This is a genomic window from Pseudomonas sp. SK, assembly GCF_012975065.1.
GTDB lineage: Bacteria > Pseudomonadota > Gammaproteobacteria > Pseudomonadales > Pseudomonadaceae > Aquipseudomonas > Aquipseudomonas anuradhapurensis.
In genome coordinates, this window is sequence record NZ_CP051857.1 from 4750390 (window position 1) to 4774162 (window position 23773).

The following is a 23773-nucleotide window of genomic DNA, read 5'->3' on the forward strand; positions in this document are numbered from 1 at the left end:
CAGTGGCTTCCCACATTTTCATCAGAGCAATACCGGACTACCAGGCTTCCGGCTTTACCCGCAACGCAGACTCACACAAAATAGCGCCCCAATGCCCAACGAAAAGGACTTCACGGTGGCCTCGATCTACCAGCTCAAACCGCGCTTCCAGGCCCTGCTCCGCCCCATGGTGCAGCGCCTTCACGAGCGGGGGGTCACCGCCAACCAGGTCACGCTCGCAGCTGCCCTGGTATCAGTGCTGCTGGGCCTGCTGCTGGTTACCCGGCATCATTCCGCCTGGCTGTTCATCCTCCTACCGGTATGGATGCTGCTGCGCATGGCCCTGAACGCCATCGACGGCATGCTTGCCCGGGAGTTCGGCCAGCAATCCACCCTCGGCGCCTACCTCAACGAACTCTGCGACGTGATCGCCGACGCCGCCCTGTACCTGCCCTTCGCCCTGCTGCCAGGGGTATCGCCAGCCTTGGTCGTGCTCGTGGTGCTCAGCGCCACCTTCAGTGAGTACGCCGGGGTCATGGGCCCGCTGGCCGGTGCCTCGCGGCGCTACGACGGGCCCATGGGCAAGAGCGACCGGGCCTTTGCCTTCGGCGTACTGGGCACCGGCGTGGCCTTCGGCCTGTTGGCCGGGGCCTGGATCAACGGCTTGTTGCTGGTGATCCTCGCACTCTCGCTCTATACCCTCTACAACCGGGTCCGCCAGGGGCTGGCCGAAACCCGTTGAGCCTCCTGCCGTCGTAAAAGGATGTTGACCATGCGCCAAGCGCAAGCACTGCACTTCAGTACCCATGACGGCGTCGAGCTGCATTACCGTCACTGGCCCGCCACCCGTAACGAACACCAGCCCCGCCGGGCTGTGGTGATGTTCCACCGCGGCCATGAGCATGGCGGGCGCATGGCCCACCTGGCCGATGAGCTGGACATGCCGGGCTATGACTTCTTCGCCTGGGATGCCCGTGGCCACGGCGAGTCCCCGGGAGCACGCGGCGACAGCCCGGGGTTCGCCACCAGCGTGCGCGATGTGCAGACCTTCATCGAGCATATCCAGGCCCGCCACGGTATCGCCGAGCAGGACCTGGTGGTGCTGGCGCAGAGTGTCGGTGCCGTGCTGGTCGCCACCTGGGCCCACGACTATGCCCCCAAGGTGCGCTGCCTGGTGCTGGCGTCGCCGGCGTTCAAGGTCAAGCTGTATGTACCCTTCGCCCGCCCCGGCCTGAAACTGCTGAAGGCCTTGCGCGGCAACTTCTTCGTCAACAGCTACGTCAAGCCACGCCTGCTCACCCACGACCCCGAACGGGTCATGTCGTACGTGGCCGACCCGCTGATCAGCCGGCCGATTTCGGTGACCATGTTGCTAGGCCTGTACGAAGCCGCCGACCGCGTGGTGGCGGATGCCCAGGCCATCCAGGTGCCGACCCAGCTGCTGGTATCCGGTGCCGACTTCGTGGTCGAGCGCCAGCCGCAGCAACGCTTCTTCGAGCGCCTGGGCAGTGCGCGCAAGGAAATGCACATCCTGCCGGGGTTCTTCCACGACACCCTGGGCGAGCGTGACCGGGCCCATGCCCTGCGGCGCATCGAGCGGTTCGTCGAGCACTGCTTCGCCAGCCCTGCGCCGCTGCCGTCGCTGCTCGATGCCGACAAGGTCGGCGCCAGTTGCGCCGAGGCCGAAAGCCTGGCCGCGCCGTTACCGCACAACTCGCCCCGCGACCTCTACTGGCGCGCCACCCGCGCCGGGCTGCGCCTGGGCAAGGGGCTTTCGGAAGGCGTGAAGCTAGGGTTCGACACCGGTTTCGACTCGGGCAGTACCCTTGACTACGTGTACCGCAACCAGCCGACCGGCAAGGGCAAGCTGGGCCGCCTGGTCGATCGCAACTATCTCGATGCCATCGGCTGGCGTGGCATCCGCCAACGCAAGCTGCACGTCGAAGAGTTGCTGCGCCTGGCCATCGCCCGCCTGCGCGAACAGCAACGGCCGGTGCACATCGTCGATATCGCTGCCGGCCATGGCCGCTACATCCTCGAAGCCCTGCAGGAGCTGGAGCAACTCCCGGACTCGATCCTGCTACGCGATTACAGCGAGCTGAACGTGCAGCAAGGCAGCGCGCTGATCGCGGAAAAAGGCCTGGCTGACATCGCCCGCTTCGTCCAGGGCGATGCCTTCGACCGCCAGAGCCTGGCTGCGCTGGAACAGCCGCCGACCTTGGCCGTGGTCTCCGGCCTGTACGAACTGTTCGCCAGCAACCAGCTGGTGGGCAACTCGCTGGCCGGCCTGGCCGACGCGGTGGAGGATGGCGGCTACCTGGTCTACACCGGCCAACCGTGGCACCCGCAACTGGAGATGATCGCCCGCGCCCTCACCAGCCACCGCGGCGGCGAGGCCTGGGTGATGCGCCGGCGCAGCCAGGCCGAGATGGACCAGTTGGTCGAGGCAGCGGGCTTCCGCAAGCTGGCCCAGCGCATCGATGAATGGGGTATTTTCAGTGTCAGCCTGGCCCAACGGGTGCGCTGAATGAACCCATCGCGCGAGCCCGGGCTGGTCCGCCGGGGCGTATTCTGGCTATTGCTGCTGGGGCCGCTGTTTTTCCTCAGCTATGGGCTGGCCAACAGCCACACGGTTGGGCGCAATGATGTCGGCAGCCTGGTGTTCGGCTGGGAAAGCCGCATGCCGTTGTGGCCGTGGACGATCATCCCGTACTGGTCGATCGACCTGCTCTACGGGCTGTCCTTCCTGCTGCCGCGCACGCGCCAGGAAATGGACCGGCATGCCCTGGCCCTGCTGACAGCACAGGTGATCAGCGTCAGCTGCTTCCTGCTCTGGCCGCTGCGCTTCACCTTCGCGCGGCCGGAACTGGGTGGCGTGTACGGCTGGATGTTCGATGTACTGATGGGGTTCGACAAGCCGTTCAACCAGGCGCCATCGCTGCATATCGCTTTGCTGGTGATCATCTGGACGATGTTTGCCCGGCATGTGCAGCGCCAGCCCTGGCGTTGGCTGATGCATGGCTGGATGGCGCTGATCGGGGTGTCGGTGCTGACCACCTGGCAGCACCATTTCATCGACGTACCGACCGGCGCGTTGGCGGGGTTCTTGTGTGTCTGGCTGTGGCCACACCAGGGCCGGCTGCCCTGGCAGCAGGCCCACCTTGCGCAGGATGCCAAGCGCTGGCGGTTGGCCTTGAGCTATGCCGCGGGTGCGCTGTTGTGCGCCGTGTTTGCCATGGGTTTGGGGGGCGCCTGGCTGTGGCTGGCCTGGCCGGCCGTATCGTTGGCGCTGGTGGCGTTGAATTACGGCCTGTTCGGCGCTGACGGGTTTCAGAAAGGTGCCGATGGGCGCTTGTCGAATGCTGCCCGCTGGCTGCTGGCGCCTTATCTGCTGGGGGCCTGGGCCAATTCGCGGCTGTGGACCTGGCGGCATCCGCAGGCGGATGAAGTGTGTGATGGGGTTTATCTGGGGCGGATTCCCGGGCGTGGCGCGCAGTTCGCTGCGGTGGTCGATTTATGCGCGGAGCTACCGTGTCATGTCCAGGACAGCGCGGCCTCTTGCAGGAGCGGCCTTGTGTCGCGAAAGGGCTGCGAAGCGGCCCCGGCAATATCTGCTGCGAAGCTGAAAACCTGGGGCCGCTTCGCGGCCCTTTCGCGACACAAGGCCGCTCCTACAAAGGTCGCGTCCGCCGTTGACTACGTCTGTTTTCCTACCCTGGACCTGATCGCCCCGCAAAGCCCATTGCTGCACCAGGCCGCCGTCGCCATCGAACGCCTGCGCGCCCAAGGCCCGGTGCTGGTCTGTTGTGCCCTGGGTTACTCGCGCAGCGCCAGCGCCGTAGCCGCCTGGCTGGTGGTCAGCGGCCGCTGCAGCGACGCTCGGCAGGCCGCAGCGCTGATCGGCAAAGCTCGCCCAGGGATAGTCTTGCGCCGCGCACACCACCAGGCCCTGCAACAACTGGGAGCACAACCATGAACCTGCTGCTGGTGGCCAGCCTGCTGGGCCGTGGCAAACAGCTGGAGCGGCTGTCCGACGGCCTCACCTTGCTGGCGCTCGCCTACGGCTTGGCGCCATTGCTGAATGCGCCGTTGCCACCACTGGCCAGCCTGCTGTGCAGCGTGCTGTTGGTACTGGGCGTACTTCACAAGTACTGGGCCATCCGCGTGGCGGTAGATGCCGACCTGTTTGCCCACCTGGCCAAGAGCTCCGACCTGCCGGCAGACACCCAGGCCCTGGACCGCGCCTTGTTCGAACTGAAACTCAAACCGCACGCCGCCGACTCGCGCGCCTGGCCTGCCCGCAGCCAGGCTGCACTGGCCCTGCTGCGCCGCCAGGCCGTATGCCTGGGCCTGCAGTTGGCACTGGCCTTGGCTACCCTGCTGACACTGCCTTTGAAGGGATAACGACAACCCCATGCTCGCCAGCCTGACCGCCTACCTCATTACCTCTGCCGCCCGCCTGATCACTGGCGCCCGCGCCCTGTGGTTGGGCTGCACACCGCTGCCGGTGCAGCGCCTGTATTTCGCCAACCACAGCAGCCATGGCGATTTCGTGTTGCTGTGGGCCTCATTGCCAGCACCGCTACGCAAGCACACCCGCCCGGTGGCCGGCGCCGACTACTGGGCCAGGCCAGGTATCCGCGACTTCCTCATTCGCAAGGTGTTCAATGGCGTGCTGATCAACCGGCAACGCAGTGAAGGCCAGGGCAGCCCACTGCAGCCGATTCTCGAAGCCGTGGCCCAGGGCGACTCGCTGATCTTCTTCCCGGAGGGCACGCGCAACCTTGGCGATGAGCCGCTGATGCCGTTCAGGAGTGGGCTGTACCATCTGGCTGCGGCGAATCCCGACGTCGAGCTGGTACCGGTATGGATCGCCAACCTCAACCGGGTGATGCCCAAGGGCCGCGCCTTGCCTCTGCCGTTGCTGTGCACGCTGAGCTTTGGCGAACCGCTGCACCTGGAGGCTGATGAAAGCAAACAGGCGTTCCTCGAACGGGCCAGCAAGGCCCTGCTGAACCTGGCCCCCAAGGATGCCTGACATGGACCACAACACCCTTTCGCTGTTCGCCGGCATCGGCGCCCTGCTGCTGCTCGCCAGTGTGATCGGCCGCCTGCTGAAATGGCGCGCCGGCCCGGCACCACACGCGGTGATCGACAACCTCAACGCCCGCATCAATGCCTGGTGGGTCATGGTGCTGGTGATCGGCATCGCCTTCCTGTTCGGCAAGTACGGGGTGATCGTGCTGTTCTATGGCGTGTCGTTCTATGCCCTGCGTGAGTTCATGACCCTCACCCCGACCCGGCGCAGCGACTACCCGGCGCTGGTGGCGGCATTCTACGTGGCGCTGCCGGTGCAGTACGTGCTGATCGCCATGGACTGGTACGGGCTGTTCAGTATCTTCATCCCGGTGTACCTGTTCCTGTTGTTGCCGATCCTGGCCAGCTTCGGTGGCGACACCACACGCTTTCTCGAGCGTGCCTCGAAGGTGCAGTGGGGGCTGATGATCGCGGTCTACTGCGTGTCGTCGGTGCCGGCACTGATGACCCTCGACATCCCCGGCTACGAAGGCCGCAACCTGCTGCTGATCGCCTGGCTGATCCTGGTGGTACAGATCAGCGACGTGCTGCAGTACGTGTGCGGCAAGCTGTTCGGCAAGCACAAGGTGGCGCCCAACCTGTCGCCGTCGAAAACTGTCGAGGGCCTGGCCGGTGGCGTGGCGCTGGCTACCCTGACCGGTGCCCTGCTGTGCTGGATCACACCGTTCACTTTCTGGCAGGCCGCGCTGATGGCGCTGGCCGTGAACGCCATGGGCTTCTTCGGCGGGCTGGTGATGTCGGCGATCAAGCGCGACCGCGGGGTGAAAGACTGGGGGCACATGATCGAAGGCCACGGTGGCATGCTCGACCGCATGGACTCGGTGTGCTTTGCCGCGCCGGTGTTCTTCCACTTTGTGCGCTATTGGTGGGCATGACCATACCCCCCAGGGGTATATGCAATCTTGTAGGAGCGGATTTATCCGCGATGCAGGCAACGCGGTGGATGGCACCGGCCTTGCCGGTGATCGCGGCTGAAGCCGCTCCTACAAGCACGGCGTCAACCCGGCTTGTTGAAAAACCATAGATCTCCTACAAAGGGTCGTGCCACGCCGGCGTAGTCACTTCAGGTACGAACGCAACAACGCCGCCACCTTGTCGGCCTCGTCCTGCCGCGCCTCGGTGCTCAGCCCGTCCGCCACCAGGTGTTCGCGGATATGCCCTTCCATCACTTCGGCCATCAGCCCGTTCACCGCACCGCGCACGGCGGCGATCTGCTGCAGGATCGCCAGGCAGTCCTTGTCCTGCTCCAGCGCCGTCTCCAGGGCGGCGGCCTGGCCTTTGATCTTGCGCACCCGGGTCAGCAGTTGCTTCTTGCTCTTCAGGGTATGTGCCACAGGGTTTCACACCATGCTAGGTATACTGGGGTATAGTATATTTCTCGACATTCCGGAAGCATGATAAACCATGGCGACACAAACATCAGACCGTTGGCAGCACAGCCACCAGTTCCATACCAGCAACCTCGGTGCCGAGCGCAAGACCCGCCTGGCGGTGTGGCTGACCGCCGTGATGATGGTGGCGGAAATTGCCGGCGGCTGGTTCTTCAACTCCATGGCGCTGCTGGCCGACGGTTGGCACATGAGTTCCCATGCGCTGGCCCTGGGCTTGTCACTGCTGGCCTACGCCGCTGCCCGGCGCTATGCCGGCGATCGGCGCTTTGCCTTCGGTACCTGGAAAATCGAGATTCTCGGCGGCTACTCCAGTGCCCTGCTGCTGCTCGGGGTGGCGGGGCTGATGGCCTTCCAGTCGGTCGAGCGCCTGCTGGCACCGGGGCCGATCCACTATGACCAGGCGATCTTCATCGCCGCCGTGGGCCTGGCGGTCAACCTGATCTGCGCCTGGCTGCTGCGGGACGATCACCATCATCATCATGATCATCACCATGGCCATGATCATCAGCACGACCACGGTCATCATCACCACGACCTGAACCTGCGCTCGGCCTACCTGCATGTGATCGCCGATGCCGCCACCTCGGTGCTGGCCATCGTCGCCCTGCTGGCCGGCAAGTTCTGGGGCGCCGGCTGGCTCGACCCGGTCATGGGCCTGGTGGGTGCGTTGCTGGTGGCGCTGTGGGCCCGGGGGTTGCTGCGCGACACCAGCCGGGTACTGCTGGACGCGGAGATGGACGCACCGGTGGTGGCGGAAATACGCGAAGTGGTGGCACAGCTGCCGGTGCCGGCCAGCATTACCGACCTGCACGTGTGGCGGGTCGGCAAGGAACAGTACGCCTGCATCCTCGGCCTCGCCGCAGCTTGCGAACTCAGCGCCGACAGCGTGCGCCAAGCCTTGGGCGTGCACGAGGAACTGGCGCATGTCACCGTCGAGGTCAACCGCCTGGCATAGCGCGACCAGACAGCTGGACGTCGAGCCCAGGCAACTGCGGCTCGGCCGATGGCCCTATGGTGACGAGTCATTCAGCCAGTCACCAGGAGTTGTGCCATGTCCGATTTCATCACCGTCCTGCGCGAAACCTGCCCGACACCGGTCGTGGACGCCACCAAGTGGAAGCGCATCGGCGGCGATCCGCACACCGTCAACCTCAACGCCTACCTGTCGGCCGACGGCAGCAAGATCATGGGCACCTGGATCTGCACCCCGGGCAAGTTCGAGGTCAATTACGAGAAATGGGAGTTCTGCCACTTCCTCGACGGCTACTGCATCATCACCCCGGAAGGCGAAGAGCCGAAGCACCTCAAGGCAGGTGACGTGTTCGTGATCGAACCGGGGATGAAAGGCACCTGGGAAGTGGTCGAAACCGTGCGCAAGTATTTCGTCTTCGCCTGATTCGTAAACTGTCCCGGCCCAACCGCCGCAAGCCGGCGATTGGGCCGGGACAGGCAAAAAAAATCGCGGATCAGGCGCCCTTCCCTCTGGTGCGCAGTTACAGAGGGAAGGCCACCTGGCCCGCGATGAAGTCCACCTCGCTGGTCAATCTTTCTTGCGGTAACTCTCGACGATGGCCGAGAAATCCTTGCCCCCTTCACCGCGCAGGCTCATGGCCTGATACAGCTGCTGGGCCACGGCCCCGAGGATCACTGGCTGGTGCGCCTGGCGCGCCGCTTCGGTGGCCAGCCCCAGGTCCTTGAGCATCAGCTCGGCGCCAAATCCACCGGTATAGCCCCGCGATGCCGGCGCGGTTTCGATGATGCCGGGCCATGGGTTGTAAGTGTCCGAGCTCCAGCAACGCCCGGTCGAACTGTTGATGATGCCGGCCAGTACCTTGGTGTCGATGCCCAGCGCATTGCCCAGCGCCATGGCTTCGGACACACCGACCATCGAGATGCCCAGCAGCAGGTTGTTGCAGATCTTGGCGATCTGCCCGGTGCCGACTTCACCGCAATGCACGATGTTGCGGCCCATCTGCTCCAGTACTGGCTTGAGGGTGGCGAACAGCTCGGCACTGGCACCGACCATGAAGGTCAGGGTACCTGCCGCCGCGCCACCGGTGCCGCCGGATACCGGCGCATCGCCCATGTCCACGCCCTTGGCTACAGCCGCCTTGGAGACATCGCGCGCGGTTTGCGGGTCGATGGTGCTGCAGTCCACGGTTGGCGTGCCAGGACGAATACCGGCCAGCACGCCGTCTTCGTTCAGGTACACGCTGCGTACATGGGCAGCGGCCGGTAGCATGGTGATCACCAGCTCGCTATTGGCCGCCGCGTCCTTGGGCGAAGGGCTGACCTGCCCGCCCAGTTCGGCGAGCTCGGCCAGCACGGCCTTGTTCAGGTCGAACAGGTTCAGTTGGTGGCCAGCCTTGATCAGGTTGCGGGCCATCGGTGCGCCCATGTTGCCGAGGCCGATGAATGCGATACGCATGACTCTCTCCTTAACGCAGGCTGATGGCTTAGCGCAGGCTGATGGTGGTGTTCACACCGTCGTTGACGCTGTCGTCATCGAACCAGCGGGCGGTGACGGTCTTGGTCTGAGTGTAGAACTGCACCACTTGCTTGCCGTACGGGCCGAGGTCGCCGAGCTTGGAGCCACGGGAGCCGGTGAAGCTGAAGAACGGCACCGGTACCGGGATTGGAATGTTGATACCTACCTGGCCAATGTCGATTTCGCTCTGGAACTTGCGCGCGGCTGCGCCGCTCTGGGTGAACAGGCCGGTGCCGTTGCCGAACGGGTTGGCGTTGACCAGGGCGATGGCCTCGTCGAGGGTGTCGACCTCCAGGGTCACCAGTACCGGGCCGAAGATTTCCTGGGTGTAGATCTGCATGTCGGTCTTCACCCCAGAGAACAGGGTCGGGCCGACGAAGTTGCCTTGCTCATAACCCGGCACCTTGACGCCCCGGCCGTCGAGTTCCAGCTTGGCACCTTCCTTGATGCCGCTTTCGATCAGGCCCAGCACACGCTCCTTGGCACGTTTGGAAACCACCGGGCCGACATCGGTGCCTGGCTCGCAACCGGCATTGACCTTGAGCTTGCTGGCCGCTTCCTTGATGTCCGGCAGCCATTCGCGCGCCTTGCCTACCAGGACCGCCACCGAGGTGGCCATGCAGCGCTGGCCTGCCGCGCCGAAGGCGGCACCGACCAGGGCGTTGATGGTTTGGGTGCGGTTGGCATCGGGCAGCACCACCGCGTGGTTCTTGGCGCCCATCATCGACTGCACGCGCTTGCCGTGCTGGCTGCCCAGGTTGTACACGTGGGTGCCCACTTCGGTGGAGCCGACGAAGGAAATCGCCTTGATGTCCGGGTGGGTGCAGATGGCATCCACCACTTGCTTGCCACCGTGCACCACGTTGAGCACGCCAGCCGGTACGCCGGCTTCCAGCGCCAGCTCGACCAGCAGCATGGTCGACAGCGGGTCCTGCTCGGACGGCTTGAGCACAAAGGTGTTGCCGCAGACGATGGCCATCGGGAACATCCACAGCGGGATCATGGCCGGGAAGTTGAACGGGGTGATACCGGCGCATACACCGATGGGCTGGCGCAAGGTATAGGTATCGACGCCACCGGCGACGTTTTCGGCAAATTCGCCCATCTGCAGGGTACCGATCGAGGCGGCATGCTCGACCACTTCCAGGCCGCGGAAGATATCGCCTTCGGCATCGGCCAGGGTCTTGCCTTGTTCGGCACTGAGCACCTGGGCGATACGCTTGGTGTGTTCGCGGATCAGCGCCTGCAGCTTGAGCATGATGCGCATGCGTGCGCCAATCGGGGTATCGCGCCAGGTCTTGAAGGCACGCTGGGCAGCGGCCACGGCGGCGTCCACTTCCTCGGCGGTGGCGAACGGTACGCGCGCCAGCACTTCCTGGGTGGCCGGGTTGACGATATCGCGCCATTCAGAGGTCTTGGACTCGACCCACTGGCCGTCGATCAGCAGCTTGACCTGGTCGATTTTGGTCTGGTTAGGGGATTGCGGTGCGTTCATCTGCGTTCTCCTTGGAATTATTGTCGGGACGAGATCGCCAGCGCCGAGCAAACGCGAGGTGGCGTCCTGAGGCTTGTTTCGAGTATAGATGTGCAAACATCCAACAAGAACGCACAAAAAAACCGGATCATCATGCAAAAAGACCTCACATCCCTGAGCGCGCTCAACTGGGACGACCTGAAGTTCTTCCTCGAAGTGGCCCGTACCCGCAAGGCCAGTAGCGCCGCCAAGCGCCTGAGCGTCGACTACACCACGGTGTCGCGGCGCATCAGCTCGCTGGAGGGGGCACTCGGCACCCTGCTGTTCGAGAAGTCGCGGACCAACGGCTTTGTCCTTACCGCCGAAGGCCAGCGCCTGCTGGGCTATGCCGAGTCGATCGAGAGCACGCTGCACATGGCCTGCGAACAGGTATCCGGGTCGGGCGTGGCGTTGTCCGGGCATGTGCGCATGGGCTGCACCGAAGGTTTCGGCAGTTTCTTCGTCACCCCGCAGCTGAGCCACTTCGTCGATGCCTACCCGGCAATCTCGGTGGACATACTGCCGCTGCCGCACTTCATCAGCCTGTCCAAGCGCGAGGCGGACATCGTCATCGCCCTGGAGCGACCGGAGCATGGGCCGTACGTGTGCTGCAAGCTGTGCGACTACCGCTTGCGGTTGTACGCCACCCGTGAATACCTCGATAACCACGCCCCCATCCGCCAGATCGCGGACCTGGCCAGGCACCCGTTCATCAGCTACGTGGACGACCTGGCGTTCAGTTCGGAGCTGCTGTACCTGGCCAACCTGATCCCCAGCGCCAGCGCGCATTTACGCAGTACCAGCGTGATTGCCCAGTACACGGCGGCGCTGCAAGGGCGAGGGCTGGCGATATTGCCCTGCTTCCTGGCCGCGCAGGATCCACGACTGGTGACGGTACTGCCGGAAGAAATCGAGGTGACACGGCAATTCTGGATGTACTGCCGGGAAGATTTGCGCAAGTTGAAGCGGATTACCCTGCTGTGGGATTACATCCGCGGGGTGACCGAGGCGAATGCGCCGTTGTTGATGGGCGAGACGCGCGAGATGCGCTTTGCTCAGGAGTGAGCATGCTTGGGCGCATCATCGATAGTGTGGGAGCGGGCTTGCCCGCGAACATCGGCGGAGCCGGTGCCAGGCACCCTGTAGCCCGCTCTCGCAAGTCGGTCTGTGACCGCAGGGCGGGAATCAGTAGGAAGCCACGACGATAGACACCCGCCGGTTCTCGGTACGCCCGGCGCTGGTGCGGTTGTCCGCCACCGGCTGGCTGCTGCCCAGGCCACGGCTGTGGATATTCTGCGCCGGCATGCCTACCGCGACCAACGCTTGGGCCACGCTTTGCGCACGCCGCTCGGACAACTGCTGGTTGTATGCCGCCTTGCCCGACGCGTCGGCATGCCCGTCCACCCGCACGCCCTGGATGCCAACGCCGAGCAATGCCTTGCCGATACGTTCGACAATCGCCTGGCTCTGGCTGTTGAGGCTGTCCAGGTCGCTGCCGAACAGCACCTTGCCCGACAAATCATAGGCCCACCCTTCATCGGTCGGGGTAAAGCCTTCGCGCTTGAGCACGGCGATCTGTTCGGCGCTCAGGCCTTTGGGCGGCGCGCTCTGGCAGCCAGCCAAGGCCAGCAGCGCCAGCAACAAGGCCCATAGGGGGAAACGCAAAACCTGCTTCACGGGTTCAACTCCTGTTGTTGATTTCCATCTGTGCTACTTGCCAGTGCCCGCGGCGATTGCGCTTGGCCTGGTACATCGCCGCGTCAGCGGCATTCAAAAGGCTGGCGGGATCGCTGCCGTCATCCGGGTAGTAGGCGATACCGACACTCAACGAGGTGGCGATACTGCGGCCACTGTCCAGTTGCACCGGCAGTTTCATGCTGGCAACGATCTTCTCGGCAAGGCGCTCGGCATCCTGGCGCGAATGCAAAGGCGTCAGCAGCACGGCGAACTCGTCGCCGCCCAGGCGTGCCACCAGGTCGTGCTCACGCAGCTGGGCGCGCACACGGTCAGCCACGCTGATCAGCACTTCATCGCCCACGGCATGGCCGAGGGTATCGTTGATCTGCTTGAAGTGATCACTGTCGAGAAACAGCAGCGCCAGGTGCTCCTGCTGCCGCTCGGCATTGCGCAGGCTGCGGGTCAGGCGCCCCTCGAAAAAGGCGCGGTTGGGCAGGCCGGTCAAGCTGTCATGGCTGGCCTGGTGGGCCAGCGTCTGGTTTTCGTTCTGCAGGTGGCTGTGCCACACCTCCAGTTCGTCGAGCAGGGCGTTGAAGTCATTGCCCAGTTCATTGAGCTCGGCAATCGCTGCCTCCGGTACACGCCGATCGAAGCTGCGCTCCCGGCGGGCGGCATGGGCGACACTGGCCAGGCCGCGCAGCGGGCGGACGATATCACCGAGCAAACGCCGCGACAGGTGTTGCGCAACCAAGGCGCTGAGCAGCGTACAGAACAGGATGCCGGCCAACCCACTGAGCAGGAACAACAACAGGCTACGCCCCTGGCCGACCAGCTCGATGCGCCCGACCTGCCGCTGCTGGTGGGTGATCGGCAGGTTGACCGGTTCATCCAGCAAGGCGCTGGCAACCTGCCCTTCCAACCGCGCAAGCAGGCCACTGTCACTGCGCTGCCAATGCGCCAGTTGCTGGCCTTCGTTGTCGAATACCCTGGCTTCGGCCACTTCCTCGGCGCTGGCGATCAGCGCCAGCGCTTCGTTGGCCGCAGCGCTGTCATCGAACACCACGGCCGCTTCCACGGTGTAGCTGATCGAACGGGCGATCAGGTGCAGGTTATGGTTGGCGTAAACACGCAGGGCGAGCACGCCCAGCAGGGTCAGCGAAACACCAGCCAGGCCGACGGCGAGCAAGGCGACGCTCAGGTGGCCACGGCCGAGCACCGAGCGCAGGGTCGGGCGGGCGCCGCGCTTGTGCGCCGGCTTCATGGCTGCACCGCCCGGCGCTGCGACAACTGCAGCACGCTGGGGTGAATGCGCACACCGGAGCGTGCCACCGAGTCGAGGTTGACCTCGAAGGCGACTTGTCGGTCGCTGACCCGCAGGCAGAACAGGCTGCCGACCGTGCACGGGTCGTCCGCTTCGCTGATGCTCAGTACCGGGTGGCCACTGACGCGCTCGAACAGCCGGTCACGCTGGCCCTGGTCGAGCTTGCCGATATAGATGGCATCGCAGGCCTGGGCAACCTGGCTGTCCGTCGCCAGCAGGCGCCGCACCTGCAGCGGCTGGCCGGACTCCTGGACGTGGCCTTTGATCAGGTCATCGGCGTACTCGGTCGGGCCGACCAGGCATAGCCGCAAGGGTGACGGCTCCACGGGCCAGCGGGCATAGCTGAAGATGCCGAGCACTACCTGGGTGACGGCTTTGGCGCGTTGCTGCGCCTGGGCGACGGTTGTGGCGGCGTCCGCCCGGGCAGGACCTGCTGCAAGGAACAGGGCGGCCAGCAATAGCGAAAGCACACAGCTTGTCACTCGCCTTGCGGCCAGCTTCATGCGGGAAATCTCTCAAGATCCTATCGGATTACGGCGCAACGATAGCATATGGCCGCATCCTGTGTAGGAGCGGCCTTGTGTCGCGAAAGGGCGGCAAAGCCGCCCCCGCGATAGCTGTGGCGTTGCCGAAAGCGGGGGCCGCTTTGCGGCCCTTTCGCGACACGAGGCCGCTCCTACAGGGGAACGCGTACGGTTTCAGACCTGTTCCAGCATCAACCCGGAAATACGCCGTACCTTGCGCGCCACCGCTTCTTCGAAAATGCCCTGGCGGGGTTCGACCAGGCTGAAGCAGTGCTTGGCACGGGTGATACCGGTGTATACCAGCTCCTTGGTCAGCACCGGGTTCAGCGCATCCGGCAGCACCAGGGCGGTATGACCGAACTCCGAGCCCTGCGACTTGTGCACGGTCATGGCGAATACCGTTTCCACTTCGTTCAACCGGCTGGGCAGGACGAAGCGCACCCCGCCACTGCCGTCGTTACGCGGGAAGGCCACGCGCAGCAGGGGCTCGCCACGCTCGTCGGGCAGGCGCAGCGCAATACCGATGTCACCGTTCATCAGGCCCAGGCCGTAATCGTTGCGCGTCACCAGCACCGGGCGCCCTTCGTACCAGGGCTGCTGGCTGTCGATCAACCCGGCATTGTGCAGCACCCGCGCCACCCGCTCGTTGAGGCCTTCGACACCCCAAGCCCCGCGGCGTACCGCGCACAGTAGCTGGAAGTCCTCGAAGCTGTGCAGCACTCGGCCTGCCCATTGCTCCCATGCTGGGTCATCGAAGGCGGTATCCAGCGCCGGACGGTAGCGCCCGAGGGTGCGCAGGTAGCTGCGGTAACCTTGCGGGCCATCGCTGCCACGGTCGAGGCCGTCGAGCAGCAGGCGATCGAAGGCGCGGTCGTGCTCTTGTTTCAAGGCCAGGCTGTGCACGTCGGGTGGCGGCATGGCCAGCAGGTTACGCGCCGCGTACGCCTCCTGGCGGTTTACCAGCCGCGCCAGCTGACCAATGCCGCTGCCCTCGCCGAAACGCCGCGAGAAGCGCAACATCACCACCTGCTGGGCCAGCGGATGGCGCTGCTCGTCACCGCTCTTGAGGCCGCTGCCGGCCAGCGACTCGCCACCGACCTGCTCCAGCCATGCCTGGGTCGCCGGCGAGTAACAGCCGTCTTCGGCGTCACGGCACAGGTCGCCGAGTACCGCGCCGGCCTCGACCGAGGCCAGTTGGTCCTTGTCACCCAGCAGCACCAGGCGCGCCCGTGGCGGCAGGGCATCGAGCAGGTTGGCCATCATTTCCAGGTCGATCATCGAGGCTTCGTCGACCACCAGCACGTCCAACGGCAACGGGTTGCCGGCATGGTGACGGAAGTGTCGCGAGCCTGGTCGGCTGCCGAGCAGGCGGTGCACGGTGCTGACCTCGGTAGGGATTTGCCCGCGCACTTCGGCGCTGACCTGCAGGCGCTCGACTTGCTGGCCGATGGATTCGGTCAGGCGCGCGGCCGCCTTGCCGGTGGGGGCGGCCAGGCGAATGCGCAGTGGCCTGCCCTGCTCCACCGCTGGCGCCTGCAGCAAGGCCAACAGGCGTACCACCGTGGTCGTCTTGCCGGTACCGGGGCCGCCGGTGATGATGCTGAAGCCGGCGCGGGTGGCCAGGGCGCAGGCGAGTTTCTGCCAGTCGACCTGGCCTGCCGGCGCGCCCCCATCGAACAGTTGCGCCAGGCGGCCGGGCAGGTCGGCCGGTGCTGCTTCAGCCTGGGTCAGGCGCTGGCGCAGGATATGGTCGATGCGCCGCTCGTAGTTCCAGTAGCGGCGCAGGTACAGGCGCTCGCCGCTGAGCACCAGCGGTCGCGCTTGCTGCCCTGGGGTATCGCCGGCAGCCACCAGCGCGCTGGCGGCAATCCGTTGGCGCCAGGCGTGCAGGTCGAGGTTGGCCAACAATTGCGAGGGCAGCAGCAAGGGGCCGGTCAAGGCATCGCCTTCGGGCGGCAACGACAGCGCAAAGTCAGGCTCTGCCAGGGTTTGCTGCAGGTCGAGGCAGACATGGCCATGGCCCAGCTGGTGGCTGGCCAGGGCGGCAGCCAGCAACAGCAAGGGATCGCTGCCGGGGGAGCGTTCTTCCAGGAACGACACGAACGCGCGGTCCAGGGCCCGCAACCAGCCGCGCTCCACCCAACGGTCGAGCAGTTGCAGCAGGTCAGCGCTGTCGTGCTGTGGCTTCAGGGCAAGCAAGTGCCCGGCCTGCAGCGGGGTGGGCAACAGGTCGACGAGGCTTCGGCTCATATCATGGCTCCGGCAAACAGGTCCTGTTGCATGGGCGGGTGCTCGCCGCGGAACAGCGCATCGAGGCTTTCGATCAGCTCACGCGACGGCTTGGTGTGATACACGCCGTGGCCGCTGCTGCTGGCACCGCGCAGGAAGATGAACAGGGCGCCGCCGACATGGCGGTCGTAGTCATAATCGGGCAGGCGCGCGCGCAGCTGGCGATGCAGGGCCAGCACGTACAACACGTACTGCAGGTCGTAGCGGTGTTCGAGAATGGCCTTCTCCATGGCCAGGCCATCGTAGGCCTGGATGTCCGGGCCCAGCCAGTTGGACTTGTAATCGGCCACGTAGTAGCGCCCGTCCAGCTCGAACGCCAGGTCGATGAAGCCTTTGAACATGCCGTTGAGCAAGGTCGGTTGCGCCGCCGGGCGCGCCAGCCCGGGGTGGGTATGGCGAGCCACCAGGCGGTCGAGCTGTTCGGCATCGACCTGACGGCTGGCGAACCAGAACTCCATTTCGACCTGATAGTGGCGCAACTGCCCAAGGGTCACGCTCAAGCCTTTGCCTGCCAACGGCAACGCCTCGCCTAGCAGGCGTTGCAGCCATTGGCTTAGGGTGGTGATCCAGCCGGTCCAGTCACGCCGGTTGCAGCGCTGGCCGACGGTTTCCTGGATCAGCTGCGGGTTGCCACTCACCTGGCTGAAGCCCTCACGGCCCGCCCACTCCAGCAAGCCGTGGAGGAACGTGCCAGGGTTGGGCCCACGCGGGAAGCGGTGGATATCGCCACTGTCGGCCGGTACCTCGCGCAACATCTGCGCATCGGCCCTTTCGTCGTCGAACAATTGCTGTGCCTGCGAGCTGTCGGCGCCGAGCGCTTGCTCGCCAATGCGCAGGGCGCTGTACGAGGCGATCCACCAGTGCTCGGCCGCCGCGCGGCGCGGCTTGCGGGCCGGCAGCAGCTCCCGCGCGGCATGTGGCATGCGGTACAGCTGCTGATCCGCCTGCGGCAGGCCTGGGCAGCTGATGTGCGGGCTGGTTGCCGCCAGGGCCTGCAACCAGCTCCCCAGTTGCTCCGAGCCCGGCAAGGCGAGGCCGCCACCAAGCAGGTAGCCGAACGCCGAACGGTGCAACTGGGAGCTTCTCTGATTACCGCGCTTGAGGTCGGCAACGCCCAGCCAGCAGGCATGCTGGGCCCGGGTCAGGGCCACGTAGAGCAGGCGCAGGTCCTCGGCCAGGCGCTCGTCATCGGCGCGCGCGATCTGTTCCGGGTCCGGCGTGAGGGTGAGATGAGCGTTACCCAGGCTGTCATGCCAGGCCAGCGGCAGACGGCTGCCGTCGACCGGTTTGCTGGTGCAGATGAACGGCAGGTAGACCAACGGGTATTCCAGGCCCTTGGACTTGTGAATGGTCACCACCTTGACCAGTTGCTCGTCGCTCTCCAGGCGCAGGATCTGCTCCTCGCCGGCCTGCCCGGAACTGGCCAGGTGCTCGGCCAGATGCCGAATCAGCGCCTGTTCGCCGTCCAGTTCGCCAGCGGCCTGCTGCAGCAGCTCGGCCAGATGCAGCAGGTTGGTCAGCACCCGCTCGCCATCACTGCGGCGGATCAGCGTGCGCGGCAGCTGGAAGTCATGCAGCAGGTGCCGCAGCATTGGCAGCACGCCCTGGCGCTGCCAGATATCGCGGTAACGGCGAAAACGCATGACCCAGTCTTCCCAGACGCGCTCGTCCTGGTTCAGCCGGTCCAGCGCCGCCAGCGACAGATTGAGGGTCAGGCTGGCCAGGGCGGCCTTGAGCAGGCGCTCCGAGTCGGGTTCGGCACAGGCCTTCAGCCAGGCCAGCAGGTCGTGCGCTTCCTGGGCGGCGAATACCGAGTCCTTGTCGGACAAATAGACGCTGCGCACCTCGCGCGCGGCCAGCTCGGCACGGACCATTTGCGCCTCGTGCCCATCACGCACCAGGATGGCGATATCGGAGGGCAGGCACGGGCGCAATTCGCCCTCGGCATTGCGGAAACCTGCACTGCCTTGCTGGCCACCATTGAGCAAGGCAACGATATGGCTGGCGCAACTGGCGGCCAGTTGCTGGCGGTAGACGCTGCCGGAGACCGGCTCCTCGCTTTCCAGCTGCCAGCATTGCAGGGCGGCACAGGGTTCACCGTCGATCAGCAATTGCTCGTCCCGGCCTTTGGCACGAACCTCGATGAACGGCAGCGGGTTGTCATCGGCCTCGCGGAACAGGAACGCCCCGCGCCCGGCTTCACGCGCCTCGGCCTGCAGGAACAGCTGGTTCACCGCTGCGACCATGGCCTTGCTGGAGCGGTAGTTGGTATCCAGGCTGTGCAGGCGGCCGCTGGTGGCGCGGCGCGCAGCAAGGTAGGTGTAGATGTCGGCGCCACGGAAGGCGTAGATCGCCTGCTTGGGGTCGCCAATCATGAACAGCCCGGTCTGCGCGCGGTTCTCGCTGATCCGGTAGATACGCTCGAAGATGCCGTACTGCACCGGGTCGGTGTCCTGGAATTCGTCGATCAGGGCGACCGGGAACTGTTCGCGGATCAGCCCGGCCAGGCGTTCGCCGGCCTCGCTGGCCAGAGCGTGTTGCAGGCGTAGGAGCATATCGTCGAAGCCCATTTCCGCACGCCGCCGTTTTTCCACTTCGAAACGTGCCGATACCCAACTGGCGGCGTGCTCGAGCAAGGGCGCCTCCGGGCTGTCCAGGGCTTGCAACTGTTGCTGCAGGGCCTGCATGGCATCGAGGGCCGGGTGGACGGGTGGCGCACCGGACTTCCACGCGTCAAGCATGCCCGCCGGCGTCAGGCGGCTGAAGCCGCTGCCCAGCTCCAGCTCGACCAGCTGCTCGTCAGCAGCCCAGGCGCACAGCTTGTCGCACCAGGAATCAAAATACTGTGCGCGCATCTTGCGGCCATCGACCTGCTTGGCGGCCACCGCAGCATGGCAGATCTGCCGCAGCTCCTCCGCCCATTGCGCCCATGGCGCCTTGAGCCGGGCCAATTGCTCGCCACGCTGTTGCAGCGACGCCTGGATCAGCGCCGCCGGTTCCAGCCCTTCCTGCTGGGCGCGCACCCGGCCGAACAGCGGGCGGATGCGCGGCAGCAAGGCGTCGGGGCTGCCCCAGTGGTTGCGCACCCAAGCCAGCGCATCGCCCTGCATGCCATAGCAGAAGCGCCGCCAGTAATCGCGCACCACTTGCGCCAACAAGTCGCTGTGGTCGGTTTCCAGGGTCTGGGTGAACAGGCTGCCGCTGTCGAAGGCATGCTCGCGCAGCATGCGTTGGCACCAGCCGTGGATGGTCGACACGGCGGCCTCGTCCATCCATTGCACGGCGATTTCCAGGCGCCCGGCACAGCGCGGCCAGGCCTCTTCCGGGTAGTCACCACGCAGTTGATGCAACAGCGGATCAGCGGCTTGCAGTTCACCGCGGAAGAACCGCGCGGCTTCCGCCAGGCGGGCGCGGATGCGCTCGCGCAGCTCTTTGGTCGCGGCGTCAGTGAAGGTCACCACCAGGATTTGCGGTGGCAGCAGCTCGCGATCGAAGCCCTGCTCGCCGCCATGGCCGAGGATCAGGCGCAGGTACAGCGCAGAAATGGTAAAAGTCTTGCCCGTGCCGGCACTGGCCTCGATCAGCTGGCTGCCATGCAGGGGGAAACTCAGTGCCAGGGGACGGTCCTGGGTCATGCGCCTTTCTCCGGGTTGCCCAGGGTCTGCCAAGGGGCGTCGAACAGCGGGCGGTACAACGTTTCGCACCAGCCTTCGAAGGTTTCATCGGCGGTGAGCGCGGCAAAGTCACGGAACTGGCGGGCCAGGGCGACGCTTTCACTGCGCTCGCCGAAGCTGGTGCGCCCGTCGCCTTCATAGGCGCGGGTTGCGGCGGCCAGGGCTTTGTCGCTGTCGTCCTGGGCCAGCCAGGCGAACGCGGTCTTGGCCGCGACCGGCAACGGCGCGTTCATCGCCGCCTGACGGGCCACCAGCAAGTCACCCAGCAGTTGCGCCGCCTGCACCTGCGGCAATGGCGCAAGCAGCAGGGTCAGGTCACTGGCCACCAGTGCGCTGTGATAGGGATAGCCCGCCGCGCACGCTGCCAGGTGGGTGACCCAGGGCACGATCAGGCGGTGCCACTTGAGGGCATTGCGCCCCGCACTGATGGTGTTGGGCACGGTCGAGATGCTCAGCAGGCTCTGGTCATCGGCCTGGAACACCCGGCCCAGCCAGCCTTCGAGGCGATGCTGGCCATGTTCGAAATGCACCGGTAACGCGCCCTCGACCAGGTGTGGCCAGCGTTGCAACAACTGGCGGTGGCGTTGCAGCAGGTCTGGCAGCGGCTCGATCAGCTCGCGCTGCAGCAACTCGCCGAACCCCGCCAGTGGCAGCAGGCCACAGGCCTGCAGGCGCCGGGCCTGCGCCTGCAGGGCCTGTTCGGGATTGTCCGGCTCGGCCAGCGCGGCACCGAGCAGGCTTTCGCTGGCACCGTAGCGTTGCAGGGCATCGAGAACGAAGGGCTCTTCGTCCGGGGTCGGTGCCTCCAAGGCTTCGAAGTACACTTTCAGGCGCTGGCTGAAGAAGTGCCGCACCGGGTGGCGCAGAAAGTCACCCAACAGGGTCAGGCTCAGGGCTTCGTCATTCTGATAGGGTGGCAGGCCAAAGTCACCTTGCTCGTCATCCAGCCCCTGCTGGTGCAGCACCTGCCACTCATGGGCAAAGCTGAACAGCGGGCTGCCTTGCTGGAAGTAACGCGGGCTGAACGGCTGCAACGGGTGCTCCTGGGTAAGCGCATGCAGCAGCTGTTCGCCGGGTTCGGCAGGCTGCCCTGGCTGTGCATTTGCCAGTAGCCAGCCGGCCGCAAGGTGGTCACGCAGCTGGCCGATCAGTACCGAGGCCGGGCGTTCGCTGTTGTCGCGGATGCTACGCCCGACCCAGCTGACATAAAGCTGGTCGCGTGCCGACAGTAACGCCTCCAGGAGCAGGTAGCGGTCATCCTCGCGGCGCGAACGGTCACCCGGGCGGTAGTCACTGGCCATCAGGTCGAAGTCCAGCGGTTGCTGGGCGCGGGGGTAGTCGCCATCGTTCATGCCCAACAGGCAGACCACCCGGAACGGGATGGCGCGCATCGGCATCAGGGTGCAGAAGTTCACCGAGCCGGCGAGAAAGCGCTGGGACAACTTGCCCTGGTCAAGGCCCGACAGCCAGGCTTCGCGTACGACGGTCAACGGCAGCGGGTCTTGCAGGCCAACGGCCTCGCATACCTCAAGCCAGCCGTCGCGCAGATCCTGCAATTGCATCAGCAGAAACTCGTCACGCTCGCCCTCGGCCAGGAAGAATACCTGCAACAAGGCATGCAGGCGCTCCCCCCACTGACTGACCGTGGCAGGTTCGGACAAGGCCTGGCAGGCCACGTCGAGGGCCTCGAGCAAGGCGGCCAGCGGGCCTATCAGTGCTGCATCCAGCCCACCGATTTCATCGTAGGGTTCGATGTCGTCGCAGGCTGCTCCCACACCCACTGCATAACCCAACAACATCCGCCGCAGGCCGAACCGCCAGCTGTTCTGTTCCAGGCCTGCTGGCAAACCCAGGCTGGCCCGCTGCTCGGCATCGAGGCCCCAGCGGATGCCGGCGCCCTCGATCCAGCGGTGCAGCGTGGGCAGGTCGCTTTCGCGGATACCGAAACGGGCGCGGACTGCCGGCACGTCCAGCAGGTCGAGCACTTCACTGACCGCGAAGCGGCTGTCCGGCAGCTTGAGCAGGTGTTCGAGGGCAATCAGCAAGGGCTCGCGGCCGCGCTGGCCCTGGTCGGTCAGGGTGAACGGGATGTAGCGCGGGTCGTTGCGCTGCAACTGGCCGAAAACGGCGCGGATATGCGGTGCGTAGGTATCGATGGCCGGCAGCATGACGATGACGTCACGAGGGCGCAGGGTGGGGTCGGCACTGAAGCGGGCCAGCAACTGGTCATGGAGTATCTCCACTTCACGCTGCGGGCTGTGGGCAATGTGGAAGCGGATCGAGCGATCCTGCGTCGGGTCAACTGCCGGCCACAGCTCGCGGGTTTCGGCGAGCGGACGCAGTTCGAGGATGTCGTCCTGCAACTGGTTGAGCAACGTGGCAGGCGAGCCGTCGCTGAACAGGTCGATGCGGCCATCGCTGAACACGCCTTGGTAACTGGCAGGGTCATCGTAACTGTCGAGCAGGTTGATGTAGTCGCGGCCTTGTTTGCCCCAGGCAGCCAGCAGCGGGTGGGCATGTTGATGCAGCGACTGGTCGTCCAGTTGCAGGGGCATGCCTTGCTTGCGCTGCTGGCGCTTGTACTGATGCCGCAGCAGGTCCTTGTCGGCAACGATATCGGCCCAGTGGTGGCGACATGGGTTGTGCACGCACAGCAACACTTGGCTGAAGCGTGCCAGGCCGGCGAGTGCTTCCAGGGCCTGGGCTGGCAACGAGGAAATGCCGAACACGATGACCCGGGGCGGTAGCCCAGGCGGTGCCTGTTCCAGGCTGTTGATGCGTTCGATGAAACGCTGATGGACGCCGGCACGGCTCTGCGCCATGCCCTGCTCGCCGACATCTTCCAGCAATGCCCGCCATAACTCGGCTTGCCAGCGGTTCCCCGGGGGCAGTGGTTTGCGCTCACCACGGGCGGTGTTGAGGATGTGCTCACCGCCAGCCCAGTCCTTGAGCCAGTCAGCGCGGTACACCTGGTATTGGTCGAACAGGTCGGCCAGGCGCTCGGCGAGCTGATAGCGCTTGCGCAGGTCACTGTCGTCGGTAAGGAAGCGCCGCAACGGCTCGAAATGCGGGCGCTCGATCAACGCCGGGAGCAGGCGCATCAGGCGCCAGGTCAATGGTGCCTTGTCGAGCAGGGAAACCTGGGGAATTTCGTCGCGCCCCAGCACGCTCCGGTACAGCTGCCACATGAAGCTGCCTGGTAGTTGCACGTCGATGGCAGCAGCGATGCCGCAGCCGCCAAGGTCATCTTCCAGTGGGTCTTCAGCCAGGGCCAGTTTGAGCCATTGGGCGATGCCATTGCTTTGTACCAGGGCGATTTCGTTTTCCAGCGGCGCCAGGGGATAACGACGCATCCAACTCACCACCAGGCTGCGCAGGTCGTCGAGGCGGTTGCCATGGACGATCATGAAGCCGGGGTGAAGGTGGGTGGTGCTGGGCATCGACAGGTCTCTGCTAGGCGCTGGTGGCTGAGGGGGAACGATATCACGCGAACAGTGTAGGAGCGGCTTTAGCCGCGAAACCGGCGACGCGGTTTGCCAGGTAGATCGGGGGTGCAGGGTGGCGGCCGCTGTGCGGCCGATCGCGACGCAAGGCCGCTCCTACAAGGTCGCGCTGGTTTTGCCGGCGCAAAGACAAAACCCCTACCTGCATGCGCAGATAGGGGTTTTGCGAAATGAATCTTGACGATGACCTACTCTCACATGGGGAAGCCCCACACTACCATCGGCGATGCATCGTTTCACTACTGAGTTCGGGATGGGATCAGGTGGTTCCAATGCTCTATGGTCGTCAAGAAATTCTGTTGCCAGAAGGTCTTGGT

18 protein-coding genes and 1 rRNA gene are annotated in these 23773 nt (G+C 65.2%); 9 read left to right on the top strand and 10 right to left on the bottom strand.

Features of this window, described 5'->3' with window-relative positions; translation table 11 throughout:
• Positions 1-115 precede the first annotated feature (115 nt).
• Genes HG549_RS21740 through HG549_RS21765 form a run of 6 tightly spaced genes read left to right on the top strand, consistent with a single transcriptional unit; the run spans position 116 to position 5951 of the window.
• Entirely contained in the window at positions 116-721 is a 606-nt protein-coding gene (locus HG549_RS21740) for a CDP-alcohol phosphatidyltransferase family protein (protein ID WP_170034289.1), read from the top strand.
• 30 nt (positions 722-751) lie between these two features.
• Positions 752-2506, top strand: a complete 1755-nt coding sequence (locus tag HG549_RS21745) for a bifunctional alpha/beta hydrolase/class I SAM-dependent methyltransferase (protein WP_170032655.1) — start codon at positions 752-754, stop codon at positions 2504-2506.
• Positions 2507-3955: a phosphatase PAP2/dual specificity phosphatase family protein gene (locus tag HG549_RS21750; protein WP_170032657.1), complete on the top strand. Its 1449-nt coding sequence runs from the start codon at positions 2507-2509 to the stop codon at positions 3953-3955. It begins immediately after the preceding gene.
• On the top strand, positions 3952-4383 hold the full coding sequence (locus HG549_RS21755) for a hypothetical protein (RefSeq protein ID WP_170032659.1): 432 nt from the start codon (positions 3952-3954) through the stop codon (positions 4381-4383). Before HG549_RS21750 ends, HG549_RS21755 begins: the two co-directional genes overlap by 4 nt.
• 10 nt (positions 4384-4393) lie before the next feature.
• Positions 4394-5017 carry a lysophospholipid acyltransferase family protein gene (locus HG549_RS21760; protein ID WP_170032661.1) on the top strand — a complete coding sequence of 208 codons (624 nt, stop codon included), beginning with the start codon at positions 4394-4396 and terminating at the stop codon, positions 5015-5017.
• A gap of 1 nt (position 5018) precedes the next feature.
• Positions 5019-5951 carry a phosphatidate cytidylyltransferase gene (locus HG549_RS21765; RefSeq protein ID WP_170032663.1) on the top strand — a complete coding sequence of 311 codons (933 nt, stop codon included), beginning with the start codon at positions 5019-5021 and terminating at the stop codon, positions 5949-5951.
• A 183-nt stretch (positions 5952-6134) separates the two neighbouring features.
• On the opposite strand, the gene HG549_RS21770 is transcribed toward HG549_RS21765, so the two are convergent.
• Entirely contained in the window at positions 6135-6410 is a 276-nt protein-coding gene (locus HG549_RS21770; RefSeq protein ID WP_170032665.1) for a metal/formaldehyde-sensitive transcriptional repressor, read from the bottom strand.
• Between the two features lie 70 nt (positions 6411-6480).
• On the opposite strand from HG549_RS21770, the gene dmeF reads away from it, so the two are divergent.
• A complete protein-coding gene (gene dmeF / locus HG549_RS21775) occupies positions 6481-7422 on the top strand; it encodes a CDF family Co(II)/Ni(II) efflux transporter DmeF (protein ID WP_170032667.1) in 942 nt (313 codons plus the stop codon).
• A gap of 96 nt (positions 7423-7518) precedes the next feature.
• Positions 7519-7863, top strand: a complete 345-nt coding sequence (locus HG549_RS21780) for a cupin domain-containing protein (RefSeq protein ID WP_003258412.1) — start codon at positions 7519-7521, stop codon at positions 7861-7863.
• A gap of 144 nt (positions 7864-8007) precedes the next feature.
• Here the strand turns inward: HG549_RS21780 and mmsB are convergent, their stop codons facing one another.
• Together mmsB and HG549_RS21790 are read right to left on the bottom strand one after the other, a co-directional pair.
• Entirely contained in the window at positions 8008-8895 is an 888-nt protein-coding gene (mmsB, locus tag HG549_RS21785; RefSeq protein ID WP_170032669.1) for a 3-hydroxyisobutyrate dehydrogenase, read from the bottom strand.
• 28 nt (positions 8896-8923) lie between these two features.
• Positions 8924-10450: a CoA-acylating methylmalonate-semialdehyde dehydrogenase gene (locus HG549_RS21790; protein ID WP_170032671.1), complete on the bottom strand. Its 1527-nt coding sequence runs from the start codon at positions 10448-10450 to the stop codon at positions 8924-8926.
• A 132-nt stretch (positions 10451-10582) separates the two neighbouring features.
• Between HG549_RS21790 and HG549_RS21795 the strand changes: the two genes are divergently transcribed.
• Complete coding sequence (locus tag HG549_RS21795) at positions 10583-11533, top strand: LysR family transcriptional regulator (RefSeq protein WP_170032673.1); 951 nt, start codon at positions 10583-10585, stop codon at positions 11531-11533.
• 120 nt (positions 11534-11653) lie between these two features.
• On the opposite strand, the gene HG549_RS21800 is transcribed toward HG549_RS21795, so the two are convergent.
• The 7 genes from HG549_RS21800 to rrf all read right to left on the bottom strand — a co-directional run bounded on the left by HG549_RS21800 (position 11654) and on the right by rrf (position 23747).
• A complete protein-coding gene (locus HG549_RS21800) occupies positions 11654-12145 on the bottom strand; it encodes an OmpA family protein (protein WP_170032675.1) in 492 nt (163 codons plus the stop codon).
• Positions 12146-12149: 4 nt separating this feature from the next.
• A complete protein-coding gene (locus HG549_RS21805) occupies positions 12150-13406 on the bottom strand; it encodes a diguanylate cyclase domain-containing protein (RefSeq protein ID WP_170032677.1) in 1257 nt (418 codons plus the stop codon).
• Positions 13403-13969: a YfiR family protein gene (locus HG549_RS21810; protein ID WP_170032678.1), complete on the bottom strand. Its 567-nt coding sequence runs from the start codon at positions 13967-13969 to the stop codon at positions 13403-13405. The genes HG549_RS21805 and HG549_RS21810 overlap by 4 nt, the downstream gene beginning before the upstream one ends.
• A 195-nt stretch (positions 13970-14164) precedes the next feature.
• Positions 14165-16240, bottom strand: coding sequence for an exodeoxyribonuclease V subunit alpha (gene recD, locus HG549_RS21815; RefSeq protein WP_170032680.1), 2076 nt, complete (start codon positions 16238-16240; stop codon positions 14165-14167).
• A complete protein-coding gene (recB, locus tag HG549_RS21820; RefSeq protein ID WP_170032682.1) occupies positions 16237-19914 on the bottom strand; it encodes an exodeoxyribonuclease V subunit beta in 3678 nt (1225 codons plus the stop codon). Before recB ends, recD begins: the two co-directional genes overlap by 4 nt.
• Positions 19911-23393 (bottom strand): exodeoxyribonuclease V subunit gamma, encoded by a 3483-nt coding sequence (recC, locus tag HG549_RS21825; RefSeq protein WP_170032684.1) that lies wholly within the window; start codon positions 23391-23393, stop codon positions 19911-19913. Before recC ends, recB begins: the two co-directional genes overlap by 4 nt.
• Positions 23394-23631: 238 nt before the next feature.
• Positions 23632-23747 (bottom strand): 5S ribosomal RNA (gene rrf, locus HG549_RS21830).
• Positions 23748-23773: the final 26 nt, after the last annotated feature.

Excerpts from the sequence above, each read along its gene's own strand:
- HG549_RS21745 (WP_170032655.1), top strand. The coding sequence starts at position 752 with ATGCGCCAAGCGCAAGCACTGCACTTCAGTACCCATGACGGCGTCGAG.
- HG549_RS21750 (WP_170032657.1), top strand. The coding sequence starts at position 2,507 with ATGAACCCATCGCGCGAGCCCGGGCTGGTCCGCCGGGGCGTATTCTGG.
- HG549_RS21755 (WP_170032659.1), top strand. The coding sequence starts at position 3,952 with ATGAACCTGCTGCTGGTGGCCAGCCTGCTGGGCCGTGGCAAACAGCTG.
- HG549_RS21760 (WP_170032661.1), top strand. The coding sequence starts at position 4,394 with ATGCTCGCCAGCCTGACCGCCTACCTCATTACCTCTGCCGCCCGCCTG.
- HG549_RS21765 (WP_170032663.1), top strand. The coding sequence starts at position 5,019 with ATGGACCACAACACCCTTTCGCTGTTCGCCGGCATCGGCGCCCTGCTG.
- dmeF (WP_170032667.1), top strand. The coding sequence starts at position 6,481 with ATGGCGACACAAACATCAGACCGTTGGCAGCACAGCCACCAGTTCCAT.
- HG549_RS21780 (WP_003258412.1), top strand. The coding sequence starts at position 7,519 with ATGTCCGATTTCATCACCGTCCTGCGCGAAACCTGCCCGACACCGGTC.
- mmsB (WP_170032669.1), bottom strand. The coding sequence starts at position 8,895 with ATGCGTATCGCATTCATCGGCCTCGGCAACATGGGCGCACCGATGGCC.
- HG549_RS21790 (WP_170032671.1), bottom strand. The coding sequence starts at position 10,450 with ATGAACGCACCGCAATCCCCTAACCAGACCAAAATCGACCAGGTCAAG.
- HG549_RS21795 (WP_170032673.1), top strand. The coding sequence starts at position 10,583 with ATGCAAAAAGACCTCACATCCCTGAGCGCGCTCAACTGGGACGACCTG.
- HG549_RS21805 (WP_170032677.1), bottom strand. The coding sequence starts at position 13,406 with ATGAAGCCGGCGCACAAGCGCGGCGCCCGCCCGACCCTGCGCTCGGTG.
- HG549_RS21810 (WP_170032678.1), bottom strand. The coding sequence starts at position 13,969 with ATGAAGCTGGCCGCAAGGCGAGTGACAAGCTGTGTGCTTTCGCTATTG.
- recD (WP_170032680.1), bottom strand. The coding sequence starts at position 16,240 with ATGAGCCGAAGCCTCGTCGACCTGTTGCCCACCCCGCTGCAGGCCGGG.
- recB (WP_170032682.1), bottom strand. The coding sequence starts at position 19,914 with ATGACCCAGGACCGTCCCCTGGCACTGAGTTTCCCCCTGCATGGCAGC.
- recC (WP_170032684.1), bottom strand. The coding sequence starts at position 23,393 with ATGCCCAGCACCACCCACCTTCACCCCGGCTTCATGATCGTCCATGGC.